This is a genomic window from Mesorhizobium sp. W050, from assembly GCF_054719535.1.
The window spans coordinates 2,825,367-2,842,988 of the sequence record NZ_JBTTIH010000001.1; the positions used below are offsets into that span (position 1 = coordinate 2,825,367).

At 60.4% G+C, this 17,622-nt stretch carries 16 protein-coding genes and 1 pseudogene; 5 read left to right on the forward strand and 12 right to left on the reverse strand.

The annotated features are described in order from the left end of the window. Positions 1-146: 146 nt before the first annotated feature. Entirely contained in the window at positions 147-1,118 is a 972-nt protein-coding gene (locus tag ACYG9Y_RS13680; RefSeq protein ID WP_023749390.1) for a DMT family transporter, read from the reverse strand. A 137-nt stretch (positions 1,119-1,255) separates the two neighbouring features. Between ACYG9Y_RS13680 and ACYG9Y_RS13685 the strand changes: the two genes are divergently transcribed. The 5 genes from ACYG9Y_RS13685 (at position 1,256) to ACYG9Y_RS13705 (ending at position 5,815) form a co-directional block, all read left to right on the forward strand. Then, positions 1,256-1,870, forward strand: a complete 615-nt coding sequence (locus ACYG9Y_RS13685; RefSeq protein ID WP_031198225.1) for a CGNR zinc finger domain-containing protein — start codon at positions 1,256-1,258, stop codon at positions 1,868-1,870. Between the two features lie 274 nt (positions 1,871-2,144). After that, positions 2,145-2,348 carry a CsbD family protein gene (locus ACYG9Y_RS13690; RefSeq protein ID WP_023740292.1) on the forward strand — a complete coding sequence of 68 codons (204 nt, stop codon included), beginning with the start codon at positions 2,145-2,147 and terminating at the stop codon, positions 2,346-2,348. 169 nt (positions 2,349-2,517) lie between these two features. Then, entirely contained in the window at positions 2,518-4,005 is a 1,488-nt protein-coding gene (locus ACYG9Y_RS13695) for an ATPase domain-containing protein (RefSeq protein ID WP_023742796.1), read from the forward strand. Then, positions 4,005-5,042 carry a sensor histidine kinase gene (locus ACYG9Y_RS13700; RefSeq protein WP_023740290.1) on the forward strand — a complete coding sequence of 346 codons (1,038 nt, stop codon included), beginning with the start codon at positions 4,005-4,007 and terminating at the stop codon, positions 5,040-5,042. The genes ACYG9Y_RS13695 and ACYG9Y_RS13700 overlap by 1 nt, the downstream gene beginning before the upstream one ends. 581 nt (positions 5,043-5,623) lie before the next feature. Further along, positions 5,624-5,815: a DUF3606 domain-containing protein gene (locus ACYG9Y_RS13705; protein ID WP_084014408.1), complete on the forward strand. Its 192-nt coding sequence runs from the start codon at positions 5,624-5,626 to the stop codon at positions 5,813-5,815. 13 nt (positions 5,816-5,828) lie between these two features. Here the strand turns inward: ACYG9Y_RS13705 and ligD are convergent, their stop codons facing one another. The 11 genes and pseudogenes from ligD to ACYG9Y_RS13760 form a co-directional block, all read right to left on the reverse strand. Next, on the reverse strand, positions 5,829-7,592 hold the full coding sequence (gene ligD, locus ACYG9Y_RS13710; RefSeq protein WP_023740286.1) for a DNA ligase D: 1,764 nt from the start codon (positions 7,590-7,592) through the stop codon (positions 5,829-5,831). A 96-nt stretch (positions 7,593-7,688) separates the two neighbouring features. Then, positions 7,689-8,048, reverse strand: coding sequence for a DUF4112 domain-containing protein (locus ACYG9Y_RS13715; RefSeq protein WP_032998960.1), 360 nt, complete (start codon positions 8,046-8,048; stop codon positions 7,689-7,691). A gap of 55 nt (positions 8,049-8,103) precedes the next feature. Beyond that, complete coding sequence (locus tag ACYG9Y_RS13720; RefSeq protein WP_023682271.1) at positions 8,104-8,598, reverse strand: YidB family protein; 495 nt, start codon at positions 8,596-8,598, stop codon at positions 8,104-8,106. Positions 8,599-8,634: 36 nt separating this feature from the next. Then, positions 8,635-8,883, reverse strand: a pseudogene (locus tag ACYG9Y_RS13725) (hypothetical protein); the annotation flags it as partial. A gap of 155 nt (positions 8,884-9,038) precedes the next feature. Next, positions 9,039-11,012, reverse strand: coding sequence for a hypothetical protein (locus ACYG9Y_RS13730; protein ID WP_023739348.1), 1,974 nt, complete (start codon positions 11,010-11,012; stop codon positions 9,039-9,041). Then, positions 11,009-12,103: an ABC transporter ATP-binding protein gene (locus tag ACYG9Y_RS13735; RefSeq protein WP_023739347.1), complete on the reverse strand. Its 1,095-nt coding sequence runs from the start codon at positions 12,101-12,103 to the stop codon at positions 11,009-11,011. The genes ACYG9Y_RS13730 and ACYG9Y_RS13735 overlap by 4 nt, the downstream gene beginning before the upstream one ends. 12 nt (positions 12,104-12,115) lie before the next feature. Next, positions 12,116-12,964, reverse strand: a complete 849-nt coding sequence (locus ACYG9Y_RS13740) for a carbohydrate ABC transporter permease (protein WP_023827582.1) — start codon at positions 12,962-12,964, stop codon at positions 12,116-12,118. Continuing rightward, the gene (locus ACYG9Y_RS13745; RefSeq protein ID WP_245260451.1) at positions 12,964-13,962 is read right to left on the reverse strand and encodes a carbohydrate ABC transporter permease; all 999 of its coding nucleotides are present in this window, start codon (positions 13,960-13,962) and stop codon (positions 12,964-12,966) included. The genes ACYG9Y_RS13740 and ACYG9Y_RS13745 overlap by 1 nt, the downstream gene beginning before the upstream one ends. Before the next feature lie 27 nt (positions 13,963-13,989). Then, positions 13,990-15,645, reverse strand: a complete 1,656-nt coding sequence (locus ACYG9Y_RS13750; protein WP_023739346.1) for an extracellular solute-binding protein — start codon at positions 15,643-15,645, stop codon at positions 13,990-13,992. 120 nt (positions 15,646-15,765) lie between these two features. Continuing rightward, positions 15,766-16,818, reverse strand: a complete 1,053-nt coding sequence (locus tag ACYG9Y_RS13755) for an NAD(P)-dependent oxidoreductase (RefSeq protein ID WP_023739345.1) — start codon at positions 16,816-16,818, stop codon at positions 15,766-15,768. A gap of 14 nt (positions 16,819-16,832) precedes the next feature. Continuing rightward, complete coding sequence (locus tag ACYG9Y_RS13760; protein ID WP_023749392.1) at positions 16,833-17,609, reverse strand: HpcH/HpaI aldolase family protein; 777 nt, start codon at positions 17,607-17,609, stop codon at positions 16,833-16,835. Between the last annotated feature and the right edge of the window lie 13 nt (positions 17,610-17,622).

The window sequence follows — 17,622 nt, forward strand, 5'->3', positions numbered from 1 at the left end:
ACTAGTGTTGTCGTATGGGCTGGAGCTTTCCTCGCCGCCGGTGGTAGGCGGGATACGCTGCCGGGAGAGCCCTCTTTTCGCATAGACGAGAACCTTGTGCTTTTCCATCTCAAGGCTGATTGGCGGCTGGATGCGCGCGCCGTCTTTCATGTTCTGCCATCGGCCCGCGCGGAGCGTGGAATCAACGGCGGGGAAGCGGATGATGTTTCCTGTTTGCGCTCGCGTAGCGCAAGAAACGCTGCGAAGAGCATGATAGCCATGCCGATGATGTCGATCAGGCTAACCTCCTCGCCGTAGGTGATGATGCCAAGCACGACGGCAATCACGGGTGAGACGAAGGCAAATGCTCCGGCGCGCGAGGCGCCGATTTCGTGCAGGAGCCGGATAAAGAGTGTGTAGCCTATGAACGAACCAAACAGCACGAGGAACAGCCACCCGGCCCAGGCCGGCCAGCCCCAATCGCCTTTTAGAGCCGCGGCCGCGCCTGGCTCCACAACGAGTGAGATGAGAATTAGGAATGCGCCCCCGAAAAGGGTGGTGAAGCCGGCGATGAAGTCCGATGAATATACCTCAAGAAGCGGCCGCGCGAGCACCGAACCCCATGCATAGATTACAGCTGCCGACGCCACCGCTGTCATCGCCAGCAGCCGGAGCCCCCTGCCCTGCTGGTCTGCGTGTGTCCAACTAGCATAGGCTTCGGGCTCGAACAGGACGCACAGACCGGCCGCACCGAGCAAAATCGCAAAGAGCCTGCGGCCGTCATAGCGTTCGTCCCCCAGAAGCAACGCAAACCCAAGCAGCGTGACGGGGGTCAGCGAAAGCTCAAGAACAGCCGCGGTGCCCGTATCGATGTAGAGCATGCCCCAAAAGAGTGGGCCATAGCAAAGCGGAATCATAAACAACGTAACAACGAAAAGGCGCGGCCAACTCCTTTTCGCCACCCGTGGTAGAGCAGCGCCCCTTAGGCGCGTCGCACTGAGGATCAGCAAGCCGGCTACTGTAAAACGCGTGCCTGCGAACATCAGAGGCGGCACGGTGGCGATCCCTGCCTTGATACCGATCCACGTGGTGCCCCAGATCACACATAAAACCAAAAATGTCGCTGTGTTGCGGTTCATCGGAAGCAGCCTTCGCTGGGCGTTGTTGGTTCGTCGTAACGGCCAAAAGACGTTTATTTCGTTACAACGGCCTCTTGCCAATACGGTTCCGCCAACCGATGTTTTCGGGGATGGATTGTGCGAAGACTATCGTCGACATGCGCATGGTTGGCGGTCACGCCTGCCTGGACTTCGTCAACACGGTCGACGCGCGACGCGATGTATGGGGCCCAGACCTCTTGCAGACCTATGCCGACCTGGTCGTCTGGGCTGGACGTGCCGATTTGATCGACGTCGATGAGGCGCGAGCACTGCTCGCGGAGGCTTCCGCCCGCCCGCTCCTTGCGGAGGCGGCATTGGAAAAGGCCAAGATTTTGCGCGAGGCCGTTTACGCGGCTCTCCAGGCCGAGGCGGCAGGCGCCCGGGTGCCGGACGATGCCTTGCAAATCGTGCGCGATGCAGTCGCCCTAGCCCTGCCGAAGCGCTCGCTTTTCCCGTCCGGCGACCGCCTCGCTTGGCAGTGGACCGACGCAGCCAGTCTGAACACGATCGGCCACCGCGTGGCCTTTGAGACAGCCGAGTTTTTGGTGTCCAGGAATGACCGCCGCCGCGTGCGCGAGTGCACCGGGCCGAACTGCGGTTGGCTTTTCATCGACACCTCGCGTGGCGGGCGCAGGCGGTGGTGCTCGGATGAGAGCTGCGGCACACGCAGCCGGGTAAGGCGCTTCAGGGCAAAAGCCGCAGGGAACATGGCTCCCAACAGCAAGAATTAGTATCTGACGCCAGGCTTGGATGACCAACGCAGCATAGTTGGCTTCACGCTATCCCTGTCGCTGTTTGTCCAACGAAGCTGGTCTCGCGAGCGACTGTGGCCAAGACTGTGGAGAACACAGCCGGCGCGGCAAGCCAATCATCGCGTTCCAGAGCGGGTTGCTTCGGGGCCGCCTACCTCGCCACGCTTCGATCGGTCGATCTGCTCAAACTTGACGGGAACTCCGGTAGCGTTACGGCGTTTTTCTCAGTCCGAAACAAACAAGGATAGGTGCCATGGACTGGAACTGTGTCGAAGGCAATTGGAAGCAGGTAAAGGGCAAGGTCAAGGAACAGTGGGGCAAACTCACAGACGATGATCTGGACCGTATTGCCGGTAACCGCGATCAGTTGGAAGGCAAGATTCAGGAGCGCTACGGCATTGAGAAGGACCGCGCTCAGCGCGACATCGATGACTGGTATGGCCGGCAAGGCTGGTAGGTCGCCGGTTCCAAACTGAACTTGAAAAAGGGCTCCGAGAGGTACGGCGCCCTTTTTTGCTGCGCTTCTGTCGCCTTTTCGTCTCACGACAATAGCGCTCACCGAGAGACGTGGAACCGCCAAAGGTGCCCGTCGTTATCTGGTTCTCGAAATTACATTGGGGGATTAGTTGGACAGAGACGACGCCTCAGCGATCGCAACTGGAGTTAGCGGGCTCGACTACATTCTTCGTGGCGGCTACGCCAGGAACCGCTCCCATCTCATCGAAGGGAAACCAGGTTCTGGAAAAACCACTCTTGGCCTCCAGTTTTTGATCGAGGGCGCCAAGAAAGGCGAGACATGCCTTTACATCACTTTGTCAGAAAGCAAGCGCGAACTGCTCTCGGTTGCTGGCCGTCACGGCTGGGACCTGAAGGGGGTGCAAATTCTTGAACTTGTGCCGCCGGAGCTCAGTTTCGATCCGGCGCAGCTACAGACATTGATCCATTCCTCGGAATTGGAACTCGGCGAAACCGTGCAGTCTGCCATGGCCGAGATCGGACGCGTCAGACCCGATCGCGTGGTGTTCGATTCGCTCTCTGAAATTCGACTTTTATCGCAAGGGTCACTGCGGTATCGGCGCCAGGTGTTGGCATTGAAGAGCTTCTTCATGCTCAACAATGTGACGGTGCTTATGCTCGACGACCTGACCGCTGAGCAGGATGATCTCAATTTGCATTCGATCAGTCACGGCGTCATTCGGATGGAGCAGCTGTCGCCCGTCTATGGTGGAGAGCGCCGGCGGCTACGCGTGATCAAAATGCGCGGCGTGCAGATCCGGGGCGGCTTTCACGATTTCGTCATTCGCCCAGGCGGCGTTATCGCCTATCCGCGGCTCGTTGCAGCCGAGCATGAGGTGGCCGAGCATGATACGCCGGCCATGAGCAACAACCGGATCGACACCCTGCTTGGCGGCGGGCTGGCCCGTGGTACCAGCACGATGCTGATGGGGCCGTCTGGCGTTGGCAAGTCTACCATTGCCTGCACCTATTGCTATGCCGCACTCGAGCGTGGCGAGCGTGTGCTGGTGCTGTTGTTTGACGAGACAAAGCGCATCTTCTTGGCGCGCGCCGCCGGGCTCGGCATGCACCTGGAGCCGTTTGCCGAGGACGGCACGCTGATGCTTGAATCTGTCAATCCGGCTGAGCTTTCACCAGGCGAATTGTCTTCGCGCATCCAAGCGGCCGTCGAAGAATCCAATGTGCGGATCGTCGTGATCGACAGCCTAACTGGCTATCTCAATGCCATGTCCGAAGAACAACATCTGGTGCTTCAGATGCACGAGATCCTCACCTATCTCAATCAGAAGGCAGTGGCGACGATCCTGCTGTTGGCCAATCACGGGCTGTTTGGGCAAACGGCAGCGCCGGTCGACATGACCTATCTCTGCGATTCCATCATGCTTCTGCGCTTCTTCGAGAACGCAGGTCAGTTGAGACGCGCGATTTCCGTTGTCAAGAAACGTGTCGGCCCCCACGAAGAGACAATTCGTGAGTTTAAAATCGGCGGTAACGGCGTGGCCGTAGGTGAGCCACTGGAACAATTCCGCGGCATCCTGATGGGATCTCCGGAATTTGAAGGCAAGCCGACAGACCTTCTGAGGGATAAGGCGCTGTGATGTCGTCCAGCCCCGCCGTTCTCGTGCTGGCGCCGCTTGGCCGTGACGCGAGGATCGCGGCCTCCATCCTGGCTACAAACCAGATTGCCTCGCGTGTGTGCGGCAGCTTGGAAGAGGCAGTGCAGCTTCTCGACGAGGCTCAGTGCCTTGTCGTGGCCGAGGAGGCCCTGCTCAGTTCCGATCGAACGCAGTTTGCGGCCTGGCTTGAAGCCCAACCCGCATGGTCGGATTTTCCGATCGTGCTTCTGACGATGCGGGGGAACGAAGTCGACACGCGGATGGCATTTCTGGACCGCTATCTGATCGTGCTTGAACGGCCATTTCTGGCTTCGAGCCTCGCCAACTCGGTGCGCTCCGCCTTGCGTGCCCGCGCCCGCCAGCGTGAGGTCCAGTCCTACATCGAACAGAAGCGGGAGGTCGCCGATCGGCAGAAATTGCTCATCCGCGAGCTGCATCACCGCGTCAAGAACACGCTGGCCAACGTTCGCGCCATGATGGGCGCGACGGCCAAGTCGAGCGGCAACGTCGATGATTTCGTACGCGATTTTTCAGCCAGGCTCGTTTCCCTGGCCCAGACCCATTCGATGCTTACCGACGATTATTGGCAGACTGCCTCCCTGCACAAGCTGCTCGAAAGCGAGCTTGACCACTATGAGACGCGCGACAGGCCGCGTATCGTTATGGAAGGCCCGAACGTAGCGCTAGTCGCCGACATTGCGGTCCCCGTCGGGATGGCTTTCCACGAACTGGCCTCCAATTCGTCGAAGTTTGGCGCGCTTTCGCAAACGGGAGGCCGCCTTGATGTCCGCTGGTCGTTAGGCGGGTCCGGCGATACACAGATCGTCAATCTTGACTGGCGGGAACGAGATGGGCCGAAAGTAGAGCAGCCCAGTCGCCGGGGGTTTGGCACGACACTTCTGGAAAAAGTCGTGACCGTGCAATGCAACGCAAAGATCGAATTGAACTACCATCGTGACGGCTTGCAGTTCACCATGGCCTTGCCGTTGCGAAACACGCGCCTTGTGCCGGCTTACTGAGCGGCAACGGAAAGGCAGGCTGGGCGCCGCGATAGGGATTAACTGAGCGTCACTCGGCAGGCTGGTCTAGCGCTCTGGCCGAGCCATCAGTTCCGAAAAGACCGCCTCTCGATCTCCCATATGCCTCTGCAACATTGCGAGAGCTCCGGCGTGGTCTATGCGGCCGACCTTGGTGATGAAGTCGAACACGTGCCGCGGCACTGTGACCCGGGTCATGCGTCCTAGACGAAACTTTGGGCTTTCCCGGAGCGCAGCTTTGTCGCCTTCGTGGTCACCCCCCGCCATTTTGCTCACGATCCTCGTTGATAGCCCGGATGCGCATCTGAACCATCTGCGACCCGTCGGGGTTCCGACTGGCGTCGTAAAAAAACAAGAGGCCCGCAGGCAGGCTCGATCGACGGTCAGCTATCCCGAACAGCAAACGAAATCACCCTCGCCTTTGGCCAACCAACTTTCGCCAGATCACTTTCGCAATGCCTGCGGCCCCAGTACGGTCGGACAGCCCGCGCCTCTGGCGGCCGAAGTGAGGCGCCGGGAACATACAACGTCGGTCGTTGTTTCTCTGATCAGGAGGAAAGATAATGGCAGACGATAAGAGCAAGCGTGATTTTCGAGATCGCAATCGTGTACCAGTCGATGAAGATTATGAGGTTCGCTATTTCGCCAAACAGCATCGTATCACGCCAGAACAGGTCCGCGAGCTAATCAGAGAACACGGCAACGACCGGAAGAGGCTCGAACGCGAGGCAAGAAAACGGGCTGATATCGGCTGATGGTCGCGACGCATCACGCGGCTTTTCGACGAGCGGGTCTGAAAGGCTGCGCGAGCGTGAAAACGTCTGGCCGGATGCCCGCCTCGACTTGCTTCCATGTGACCGGGTGGGCAATTGGGAAGCCGGGCCGCGCTCGCGGGGAAAAAGCGCCTATTGCGGTATTGCCCCGTCCGTTGCGGAGATAGTCGAGAAAGATCCGGCCTCCTCGGGCTGCGGGGTCAGCTGACAACAGGTATCGGTCAGGATCGGTATCAACCAGACGGTGGGCGAGCGACTTGGCCAGTTTCCGGGCGCTGTCATGGGTCATCTTCGCAACGAGCGGGGCCATCAAGTGGATGCCTTTGCCGCCAGTGACCTTTGGCCAGCTCTCCAAGCCTGCCGCTTCCAAGATGCCCCGTAGCGCCAGCGTGGCCTCGATCACAGCGTCCCATGGCACGCCTTCTCCGGGATCGAGGTCGAGGACGAGCCGGTCCGCATGTTCGATGTCTTCAATCGTCGCGTTCCAAGGATGAAGCTCAACGGCATCCATCTCGACCAAGCCAAGCAGACCATCCATGTCATCTATCCATACCCGAATGCCTTCGCCGCCTTCGCGCTTTTGAACGCGGAGCTGGTGCACGGACGACGGTATCCGAGGTAGCGGTCCCTTGTGATAGAAGGTTGCGCCGGAGGCGTGGCGGACCAGCTTCAGCGGTCGCCGAACCAGATGAACTAGAGCTTGATCAGCGACCCGGCGCCAATAGTCTGCCAGCTCTTCCTTGGAAGGTGCAACCGCATCGGGTAGCAGCTGGAGAATGTTCTCGCGCGGGACGCCGTGTTGTCCTTCCGACCTCCGCTTGGAGGGCGATGGAGGCTTGGGCGGGATTGCCTTAAGATCCTCGCGTAGTCCCTTGAAGACCGCCTCCCGCAAGATGCCGCGGTCAGACACGCCACTGAATTGTACCTCGGCAAGAACGTCTGGTTTGACCCATGTCGCCTTCTTGATCGGCTCCGACAGCGGTGACTTGGCGACAACAAGCGGATTAAGCCGCTCCCTAACGCGCCGGGCTGCGTCCAGCGTATAGCCGGTCTGGGCCTTCCCGGCATAAAGCAGCCGGTCGCCCTCTCGCCTGCCGATGTACAACGATGCGATGCGGCGCGGCTGCGCGCCAAGTTTCTCGACGAAAGCCACGATTGGAAAAGTGTCGCTCTTGACACATTTGACCTTGACCCAACTGGTCTGGACGCCCGAGCGGTAGTGAGCATCCGCTCGCTTCGATACGATTCCCTCTATGCCCATCCGGCAGGCATGGTCGAACATATCCTTGCCGTTCACCTCCAGATGCTCGGCATAAGTCAGGGTTGGCTCGGTTTCGGTCAGCAGCTTCTTCAGCGCAGCCTTGCGCTTCACTAACGGTTGTTCCCGTAGATCACGGCCATCGAGGTACAGGAGGTCGAAAGCGTAGAGAGTCATCCGCAGCGAACTTGGGTTGCCCAGCTCACGTTCCAGGGCTTGATAGTCCGGCAGGCCGGTGTCGCCCAGGACGACAGCTTCACCATCGATGATAGCGGATTTGACCGGCAAGCTTGCCGCGGCCTGAACAATCCTCTTGTAACGGTGGGACCAATCGTAGCCGCGACGCGTGAATGCTCGCGCCTTTCCGCCTTCAACGACCAGCTGCGTCCTGTAGCCGTCATATTTGATCTCGTGAAGCCAATCTCCGCCTTCGGGAGCTTTCTCGACCAGTGTGGGCGATTGGAACTCAATGAACGAAAGCCGGTCAATGGCACTGGTCATATGCTCGCGACTCCAGGAATCGCGACTCAAGCCCCAGCGCCCCTGTCGGTTCCGAGCCTTTTAGAAGAATTGCATCGCGACGATTGGTTATCCGCCTCACTTGTTGATGTGGCGGCGCAGCAGAGTGATGTTGCGATTGTTCGCCTTAAAATAGACGTCGAAGATCGAGCCGAGAATTGGGACACTTCCTACGAGCGTATCCAGCAGCACGTTGCCTAGCATGCGGGCGACCAACCCATTTCCGGCACCGACGTTTCGAGCTCGCAAGACGATGTAGGCCGAGACAATGCCCGTTGCCGCATCTCCGAGTACGGGGACCAGACCTACGAGCGCATCCAGTCCAAAACGAATTGATGTGCCTGGAATGCGCCAGCGGGAATCGAGTAGCGCGGCCAATAGATCCAACTCGGCAAGTACGTTTGCTGTATGACCACCGTGACCGCCCTGCCCGATCATGCCAACTCGCGCGCCAGTACGATTTAGTATCTCTCCCTGATGGATAGCCGTCACCTTAGATATCGCTTTGGCCGCCTGAATTCGCTTGCGTCCTGTGCGATGGCACGTCGTCGAGCAAGGTCGTCTCACCGGAGCTTTTCGGCGCCTCAACGGGCAATTCACCAGTAGGCGTCATTTTGCTGACGGCCTCAGGCAAATCTCGCGTGATCCGGCTTATGAGCTCCTCGCGCGAAAGGCCGGTCTGCATCGAGAGGGAAGTCAGGGTGTCTTCGTCTATGGCTGCTTCCACCTCGCTTGGCTGGATCGGCTCGTTCGGCCCGGTGCCTACCCACGAATCGACCTTCGATCCGGCGCCTGCCCCTCTGAACCGGTCGAGAATATCGCCAAGCGCGGTCCCCGAAACGCCTTTTGAAAGCTGATCCAGAATCCCGCCTTGCGGATCATTTGGGTTGCGATCACCCGCTCCACGGATCATGTCGCCGATCTTGTCGCGATTTTGGTATGCCAAGACGCCGAGCATCGCGATCGCCAATTTTCCCAGGTTAGCCATTGGTACCTCCACTGTTCAATGGACAAGGGCTCAACATCACAAAAGTTCCGACTGGCGACGATCTAATTGAATAAGGGCTGGCGTATCGACACAGACGTGAGCGGTGCTGCCTAACCGGCTTGTTTCCGTTTGCGGTGCGGCTTCGGCCTCGCAGACGTTGATCGTGCGAAGCTCGTTGCCTGCCTGATCGCGCATGCGCACTAACCATCCGGTCATATCGTCATCGCCCAGATCAGCCAACAGGCCGATTCCGCAACGGATCGCTTCGGCGCGAGCGGCCTCAAAACTTGGCGTCTCGGCAGGCGGAACCTAGCGAGCCTGGTCGCCGTGGCGATAGTAGAACGTATAAGCGAGATGGATTCCACGCGCTGCCTTAGAGTATGGAACTACCACCCTCATCTTTGACGGGGGTTTGGCCAAACAGCGAACATCGGCTAGGCCTAAGACGATCGATCGAGGTCGACTCGCGCGACGGCGTAGGCGCCAAGCGAGATGCTTTGATCATCCAGCGGTCTTGCGGAACTTTCCATGAAGTCGGGATCGGTTGCCGCCCGCTCGAACTGCTCGGCGCCGAGAAGAGCAATGCGGGCGCTGCTCGGCGAATCCGAAAGCCGCACAGATTGCGTCTTGGCGGTAAGGTTAGCGACCCACAGGGTCACGCGGCGATCTTTTTCAGCCGCGATCGTGGCGACGCCGTCAGCGCCGGAAGTTCCTACGGACAGCAAGGTGGCTCCGCCGAGCTTTGAGAGACCAGCCAAGACATGGAAAGCGGGATAGACCGTTGGGCCATCCTGCTGATCATACCATGGCTGCACGAAATCAGCCTTCCTATGGATTTGGCCAAAGGGGCCGGCGAAGTCACCGAACGCGACGGCCTCGATTCCTTCGCGAGCGCAGGCCGCGAAATATCCGACAGTCCAAGCCGCATTGAACAGCCCGCGCTGACGAGGATCAATGCGCGATAGACAGACGCGAGCGTTCGCTTCATTCGGCGTAGTGGATTTTCCGTATGGGTTCTCACGGCAGCCGAGCTGGATGGGACCGATACGCAGTGGCAAGCGTTCCCCCATGAAAGCATGCGCGGAGCGGATTAGATGGGGGATTGCCTGAAGTGTCTCCATCACCGAGACATCATCTGCGGCGTGCACGCTGGGACAGGTGGTGAAGGTCACGTAGTCGAGCGCTTCGGCTGGCGGACGCTTGCGGTTGAGTTCGGTGAAGTAAGCGGCCATGCCGCCGCCCAGCGCGATGCCCGGGAAAGCCCGGCGAGCGGCGGAGTAGCTTTCGTGGAAGCTGGGCATAGTCGGCCACGGTGCTCCCGGCTGTACGGATGTCATGTCCTGCGCCGGAAAGACGGAGACAGCTTCTAGTTTGAGGCCGAGTGAGTGGACAGCATCCGCGACCGGCGCCAATTCGCCGAATGGATCGCGCGTGCCCTTGGTGATAATCTCGAGGACCACTCCAGCGCCGGTCAGCCGTGCGAGCGCGGCGTAGCTTTCTAGTTCGTCCTGGCCGTGTGCGATCCGGAGATCGACCTGGCAGACCATCCACTGGGGAGCCATTCGTCGTAGGAGCTCGGGGGCTTCGAGCGCGTGCTTTGCCTCGTCGGCGGCGACGCCGACGCCAGTGCGGGGCACTCGGCCGACCGGTCCGCCGATCGTCAGGTTGATGAGTGGATTGCGATTTTCAGACGTCCCGGCAGGGAGCGTTCCTGACACGTGAAGCCGGACGGCCTGCGTGAATTTCTGGCCCTTGGGCAGTCTGTAAGGCCACGGGCGACGCAGAGGGCGGACATATGTTTTATACGAGGCGTCAGACCAATTGCGTTGGTCCTCCATCTCAAAGGCATCACCCTCCATGGTGCATGTCGCCCAGATCCCAGGCGCGATCTCGTGCGACAACGCCCGGATGTCGGTGAACGGACATTTTGGATCGATGTGGTCCGGAAAGAACGATAGCTCGTCGTGACCATCCTCATGCAGCACCTTTATCGGCTTGCCGGCTAAGCCCTCGATCGGATGAAGGACGACGAAGCCGGTCCGATTCGTCAAAAGGTCAGTCTCGGGCTCTGCCTCCGCCACAAACGACAGCGCACCATCGCCACGGCCTGAGACGCGCGCCCGGTAAATCAGGCGGCCGGATGTTGCAGCACATGTTGCACGGTATTCAATGGCGAACGCATCCGGCCTCTCGTCGATCCGCAGATCATCGAGAACGGTGGTACATGTTCCCCAGTTTTCGTCCCGTACAAGAAACGAGATTCCGCGCAAAACCTCGATCGTCCCAACGTGGATGTAACGCAACGCCCCATTGTCGAACGCGACCGACAAGGATCCGGCGCGCAGCGTGCGCAGCGGTGCCTCGAGCTCTTCGGTGCCACACAAGCGGACTGCCAGGGAAGCTGCCGAGGTCAAATTGCGCGCTCCGTCGTGGCGTCGAAGATCGAGGCCCGGTTCATGTTGATGTCGATCGCAAGCTTCTCGCCCGGACGGCTGACATCGTGCGCCTGCAGCTCAGCCATCACCGGCGCGCCGGCCAGTCGGAATGTCGCGTAACTGCGCGAGCCGGTCGGCTGCAGCAGGTCGATCGTTGCCTCATAGCGAAACGTGCCCTGCTCCGGCGTTGCAGTGTGCGCACGAGTGAGGTGTTCTGGCCTCAACCCGAGCAGCACCTGCTGTCCGTCCGCGACGCCCTTCAGCCCCCTGCCGGGCGCTAAAGGCAGCAGTGCATCCGCGAGCCGGATGGCAGCGGCGCCTGCGTCCAAGGCAAGGGTACCTGGCAGGAAGCTCATCCGCGGCGAACCCAGGAACCCAGCGACGAACGTTGAGGCCGGGTGCTCGAACAACTCGAGTGGCGCGCCCTGCTGCTCTATCAACCCGTCGCGCATCAGCACGATGCGGTCAGCCAACGTCATCGCTTCGATCTGGTCATGGGTGACGTAGATCATCGTTGTCGCAATGTCCTGGTGAAGGCGTTTGATTTCGCCGCGCATTTCGTCGCGAAGTTGTGCGTCGAGGTTGGACAGCGGCTCGTCGAACAAAAAAATGCGGGGGTTGCGGACTATGGCGCGGCCGATGGCGACGCGCTGGCGCTGGCCACCTGACAATTGGCGCGGAAAACGCCCCAGCAACGGAGTGATGCCAAGCATGCGTGCCGCCTCGGCGACGCGCAACTCGACCTCTGGCTTCGGCATCTTGCGAGCCTTGAGGCCAAAGCCAATGTTCTTGGCCACGCTCATATGCGGATAGAGCGCATAATCTTGAAACACCATTGCCACGTCGCGATCGCGCGGCCGGAAATCATTAACCACCTCGCCGCCAATCTCGATCGTGCCTTGTGAGCTCTCCTCCAGTCCTGCGATGGTCCTCAGCAGAGTGCTCTTGCCGCAACCGGAGGGCCCAACCAGGACCGTGAACTCGCCGTCGCGGATGTGGAGGTCAATGCCGCGCACGGCATGGAATGCGCCGTAGCGCTTGTGCAAGTCGGTAATTCTGACTTCGGCCATGCGGGAGCTTTCCTAACCGCGAACGGCGCCGAGCGTCAGCCCGCGCACCAGATGACGTTGAGCAAGGACCCCAAGGGCGATCGATGGCACAAGGGAGACGATGGCAAGGGCCGCGGCTTCGCCATATTGCGCGCCCTGGAAGCCGATGAAGGCGCGGAAGACCGTTGGCAGTGTAAAGGCAGTTCGGCTGGTCAAGATCAGAGCGAAGAAGAACTCCGTCCAGCATGCAATGAAGGCGAACACAGCCGCCGCGACGATGCCCGGTGCTGCGAGCGGCACGGCAACGCGCCAGAACGCCTCCCATCTCGTGCAGCCATCGACGAGGGCCGCCTCCTCCATCGACTTCGGCATGCCGCGGAAATAGGCGAACATCATCCACACCGAGACCGGCAGCGTGAAGACCGTATAGGCGATGATCAGGCCGACATGAGTGTCGTAGAGCCCGACCTGGCGATAGATCAGGAACACCGGCAGCACGATCCCGATCGGCGGCAAAAAGCGCTGCGACAGCACCCAGAAAGACAGATGCTTGCCGCCGGTGTCGTAGCGCGCCAGGCTATAGGCCATCAGCGTGCCGAGCAGCGCCGAAAGCACCGTGGCCGAAAGCGAAATAATCAGGCTGTTGATGAGCCCGTCGAGACCACGATAGGCGAACAGCGCAGCTTTGTAGTGGACAAGCGTCGGAGCGGCGGGGAACCAGACAGGCGGTACGGTGAGGTAGTCGTCGCTGGGCTTGATGGAGGTGTTGAACATCCAGTAGAGCGGCCACAGCACGAACACCAGGAAGAACCCCAGCAGCAGAATTCGGCCGATCGGCAACGACCGGCGTTTCCTGCGGCGGGCGGGCGCGACGGCGGCCATCAGACCGGTTCTACCTTCAAGAGCCGACGCACCAGCAACGTCACGATGAGCGCCGTAAAGATCAGGAACAGCCAACTTCCTGCTGTTGCCTGCGACAGATGAAACTGTGTGAAGCCGATGGTATAAAGATAATAGGAGGCCGTGTAGGTTTGTGTTCCCGGGCCACCCCCTGTCATGATGAAAATGGTGTCGAACATACGGATTGCGTCGAGCAGACGGAAGGTCAGCGCCAGCAGCATCATCGGCCCGAGATGCGGGAGCGTGATCGCCCAAAAAACCTGCCAGGCGTTGACGCCGTCGAGTTCTGCCGCCTCATAGAGATTGGGTGGGATTGCGGTCAGCCCGGCGAGCAGGATGACGAACATGAACGGCGTCCACTGCCAGACATCGGCGATGATCAGCGAGACGTAGAGCCACGGGCGCTCCGTCATCCAGCCGATCGTAACCTCCTGCCCCAATAGTTGCGTCAGGATATAGTTCGTCGGTCCGAAAGGCCGCTGTAAAAGCAGCGTCCAGGCTTGGCCGACGATGACCGGACTGATGAACAGCGGCACGATCAGGATCGACATGATCACACCGCGGCCCGGAAAGCTGCGCACCATTGTCAGCGCCACCAAGAGGCCGAGAACGAATTCTATAGCGACGCTGATGCCCGACAGCGATGCTGTCAGCAACAGGGACCAACGTGCTACGGGATCGAACACGACCCGCTCGAAGTTCTTCAATCCGACAAAGGCGTGGCCCGGCACCTGGAAGTCGTAGTTGATGAAGGATACCACCAGCGAGAACAGAAGCGGATAGATCGACAGTGCCAATATCAGCAGCACAGCGGGGGCGACCAGCAGCCACTTGAAATGACGGTCAGCCCATTGGGCAAAGGCAGACAGCCGGGGCGGTGCGCCGGCGGCCTTCAAATGGCGGATCGTGGCTGTGGGCTGCATAGGCGTATCCAATCGCCGCTTAGCGGGGAGGTGTTGCGAGCCAAGCGCCCGCAACACCAATTGCTCCAGAGAGTCCGCCTCCCTTCAGAGGGTGACCGCCATGCCAAGTTTTTCCACCGTGTTGTCGGCGGTGGCGCCAGGCAGTTTCAAGAACTCGGTGTAGAAGCCCTTCTGCGAATCCACACCCAGTCGGTCGGTCGTCTCGTTCCACTCGGCGGCCGCCGTTTCAAGCGACGCCTTCGGATCCGCACCAGCCCACACCGCCGTGCACATGCGATCGATGCTCAAGAAGTAGTCCTGCGCGCCTGGCATGATCGGGTCGAGCAGACCGACATTTGCCGAGTTGTTGAGGTTGGCAAGGTACTCCTTGGCACTCGGGAAGAGCGCGCCGTAGAGCTCGGACTTGAAGTGCGAGATGCGGTACGGGTCGCGTAGCGCGTAGGGCAGCATGCAACGTGCCAGCGAGACGGGTGGCGAGCATACCCACTGCATGAACAGATACGCCGCCTCAGCGTTGGGCGAGTCGGCCGACAGTGCCTTGTTGTAGCCGGTGGCATGTTCCGGATTTCCCGGAACCACGGCATAGCCGACCTTGCCGGCGATTTGGGACTGCGGAATGAAGTTGATTGCCGTGGCCGACTGCGAATAGTTGGCCGCCATACGGCCGCTAGGAGGCCAGGAATAGATCATCGCGACTTTGCCGGTCAGGAAAGCCGCCCACAAGGAGACGGCGTCGAGCTCGTTGTTGCCGGGGATCGAGGCCTTGTTTGCGGCGAGCATGTTTGTCAGCGTCTTGACGCCGGCATCCGAAACCAAACCTGCCTTCATGTCGTCGCCGAAGAGTTTTCCGCCGTTGGCCCGGTACTGCTGCAGAAAGTCGAACTGATTGCCGGGGCTGCCCGCCTTGCGGAAATGTCCCGCGCCATAGACCTTTGGCGCCATCTGGTCGGTGATGAACTGGGCGATCTGGGCATATTCTTCCCATGTCTTGGGCGGTCCAAGCTTGGCGTTGAACTTCGCCTGGTAAGCCTCCACCATTTTAGGGTCCTCGAAAATGTCCTTGCGGTAGTAGAGAGCGAACATGTCGCCGTCGTCGAAGAACCCCCAGATCTTACCCTTGTAGGTCGGCAGCGCCTTGTACAGGGGATGATAGTCCTCGAGGTCTGCCGGGTTCATGTATTTGGCGATGTAGTCGTCTAGAGGGGCGATGACGCCGCCATCGGCAAGCGACGGCGTCCAGGCCGGCGAGATGTCGAGGACGTCATAGGCACCCGAGCCGGCGATGTGCTCGGCGACCGCCTTGGAGTACTGGTCCGGGTTCGACAGCTCGACGACATTCGACTTCATCCCGGTAAGCTGCTCCCACATCGGCCCACTGAAATTGCGCGGGTCGAGTGCCTGCAGGCCAGCCTCGTAGGTCATGTTGAGGGTGACGCCCGAATGCGCCTTGGCCGCCTCCGCCGCGCGAAAGGCGGAACCGTCCGCAGGCCCTTCCTTCGATGCTTTCAGGGCTGCGGCCTGCGCCTGGCCGAGCGGCGACGTGCCGTCCGCCAATTCCAATGTTTGCTGCGCCAGCGCCCAATCGGTCATCATCCCCAGCAGCGGGCCGGACACGGCCAACATGCCGGTCATCTGACCGAAGCGGGTGATGAAAGTTCGGCGGGTGGTTTCGCCGCGCATGAAGGCGTCGACCTCTGCTTCGAGACCTGCCTGAAAGTCACGTTTTTCACGATCGTTCATAGTGCTTGGTCCTCCCATTTTCCTTTTGCTTCACTCGTCCGCCGGCGCAGCGGTCAAGCATTTCCTCCCGTAAGGTCGCCGCAAACAGGCCGCGGCGGCGCGCCGAAAATCAGTGTCCTCCTAGGTTCCAAAGCGGGCGGCGAGCCCAGACAGCCTGGTCTTCCACAGCTCGCTCGAAAGCACCTCGCGATTGACCACGCCGCGCGGCTCGCGACCACGCTGCACCTCCATTACCGCTTTGACGTCGGCGGCACCGTTGCCGGCAAAGCACTGGTCGGTCCAGCAAAGCGCGTGCGGCGCCAGGATGACATTGTCGAGTTTGAGGATCGCATCGTCTGCCTCGGGAGGCTCTTGTTCCAGCACGTCGAGACCGGCGCCGGCGATGCGGCGCTCCTGCAGCGCTTGCGTCAGCGCTTTCTGGTCGACGATCGGGCCGCGCGCGGTGTTGATCAGGTAAGCTGTCGGCTTCATCAGCGCGATCCGCTCCGCATTGACGATGTGGTGGGTCTGGGGCGACAGGGGGCAACTCACCGACAGCACGTCGGCGCAGCGAAACAGATCCTCCAGCCCGACCAGCTCGACGCCCAGGTCGGCAGCGACCCCCTTGTCGGCAAACGGGTCATGGGCAATGAATTGCATGTCAAAGGGCTTCGCCAAGCGGAAGACCTCGGCACCGATGTTGCCGATGCCCAGCGACCCAAGCGTACGCCCGACGAGGCCGACCCCCATATGTTCGGAGCGCTTCTCAAAACCAACAGACCCTTTGCGGGTGAGCGCGTCCTTTGTCAGCAGCTTGCCGGTCAGCGCCAGCATGAAGGTGATGACGGATACGGCGACGGGCCGTCGCACGCCATCGGGCGTGATGACCAAGGCAATACCGGCTGCGGTGCATGCCTCAACGTCGACAGTGTCGTAGCCGACCCCGAAGCGGGCAACGACGGCCAGGCGGCCGCTCCTGGGGACACTCGTGGCATCGAAACGATGGGCGAGGAGGATCAGCGCATCGAAATCCTCAAGTTGGTCGGCGCGAAGCGGACTGTTTGACTCGAGGAACACCATCTCGACACCTGTCGCATTGCGCAGCGGTTCCAGATCGAAATCTGGGTAGGTCGGCGAGCCGTCCGGCCTGCGGAAATCACCGGAAAGCGCCACCCTGAATTTCACGCTGTCCATCGTCTCCTCCGCTCCTATTGGCACCCGGCCCGGATCTTGGAAACCGCGTCGGCGATCGCGTCGTGCAGGACCCAAACGTCGCCTGAATAACAAATGAAATCGAAGCCCTGTGCGTAGAACTCGTGTCCCTGGGCGACGTTGGGCACCAAGCGTCCAAGCGATTTGTTGTGCTTCTTGGCGGCGGCAACGATTTTGGCCATTGCAGCAGTGAAAGTGGGGTGGGCGAAGTCGCCAGGAATGCCGAGCGAGACGGACAGATCGAAATGTCCGACCCAAAGACAATCAACCCCGTCCAGTCCCGCGATGCCGTCAATGTTCTTGACGCCGTCGGCGGTCTCGATCAGGCAGATGAACGTGGAGCGCTTGTTGGCGGCCTCGAATTTATCAGCGACCGAGCCTGGGCGGTAGCGGTCATGAGCGATCTGCAGCGCCACACCGCGGGCGCCGGCAGGGTGGTACTTCATGGAGTTGATGATGTGCTGCGCCTGTTCGACGCTGCTCACCATCGGCGCGATCAGGCCTTCGGCGCCCATATCCATGGCGCGGGCGAGGAAATGGTAGTCCTGCGACGGCACACGCACCATGACCGGCAGATCGGCCGCCTCGAAATAACGGATCGCACTCTTCAGCGTTTCCAAGCTAAATCCCGAATGCTCCATGTCGAAAAAGACGAAATCGCAGCCAGCGGACTTCAGGATGTGACCGATTCCCGGCGTGGCGAACTCGGCGACGAGCGTGCCGAGCTTGACCCGCCTGTGAGAAACTAACGCCCTGAGACTTGGCTCCGACATGCACTTCCTCCCG

Bases quoted from the DNA above. Each gene is read 5' to 3' on its own strand.
- ACYG9Y_RS13760 (WP_023749392.1), bottom strand. From the start codon at position 17,609: ATGTCGGAGCCAAGTCTCAGGGCGTTAGTTTCTCACAGGCGGGTCAAG.
- ACYG9Y_RS13750 (WP_023739346.1), bottom strand. From the start codon at position 15,645: ATGAACGATCGTGAAAAACGTGACTTTCAGGCAGGTCTCGAAGCAGAG.
- ACYG9Y_RS13700 (WP_023740290.1), top strand. From the start codon at position 4,005: ATGTCGTCCAGCCCCGCCGTTCTCGTGCTGGCGCCGCTTGGCCGTGAC.
- ACYG9Y_RS13755 (WP_023739345.1), bottom strand. From the start codon at position 16,818: ATGGACAGCGTGAAATTCAGGGTGGCGCTTTCCGGTGATTTCCGCAGG.
- ACYG9Y_RS13690 (WP_023740292.1), top strand. From the start codon at position 2,145: ATGGACTGGAACTGTGTCGAAGGCAATTGGAAGCAGGTAAAGGGCAAG.
- ACYG9Y_RS13735 (WP_023739347.1), bottom strand. From the start codon at position 12,103: ATGGCCGAAGTCAGAATTACCGACTTGCACAAGCGCTACGGCGCATTC.
- ACYG9Y_RS13720 (WP_023682271.1), bottom strand. From the start codon at position 8,598: ATGGCTAACCTGGGAAAATTGGCGATCGCGATGCTCGGCGTCTTGGCA.
- ligD (WP_023740286.1), bottom strand. From the start codon at position 7,592: ATGACCAGTGCCATTGACCGGCTTTCGTTCATTGAGTTCCAATCGCCC.
- ACYG9Y_RS13680 (WP_023749390.1), bottom strand. From the start codon at position 1,118: ATGAACCGCAACACAGCGACATTTTTGGTTTTATGTGTGATCTGGGGC.
- ACYG9Y_RS13705 (WP_084014408.1), top strand. From the start codon at position 5,624: ATGGCAGACGATAAGAGCAAGCGTGATTTTCGAGATCGCAATCGTGTA.
- ACYG9Y_RS13715 (WP_032998960.1), bottom strand. From the start codon at position 8,048: ATGATCGGGCAGGGCGGTCACGGTGGTCATACAGCAAACGTACTTGCC.
- ACYG9Y_RS13740 (WP_023827582.1), bottom strand. From the start codon at position 12,964: ATGGCCGCCGTCGCGCCCGCCCGCCGCAGGAAACGCCGGTCGTTGCCG.
- ACYG9Y_RS13685 (WP_031198225.1), top strand. From the start codon at position 1,256: ATGCGCATGGTTGGCGGTCACGCCTGCCTGGACTTCGTCAACACGGTC.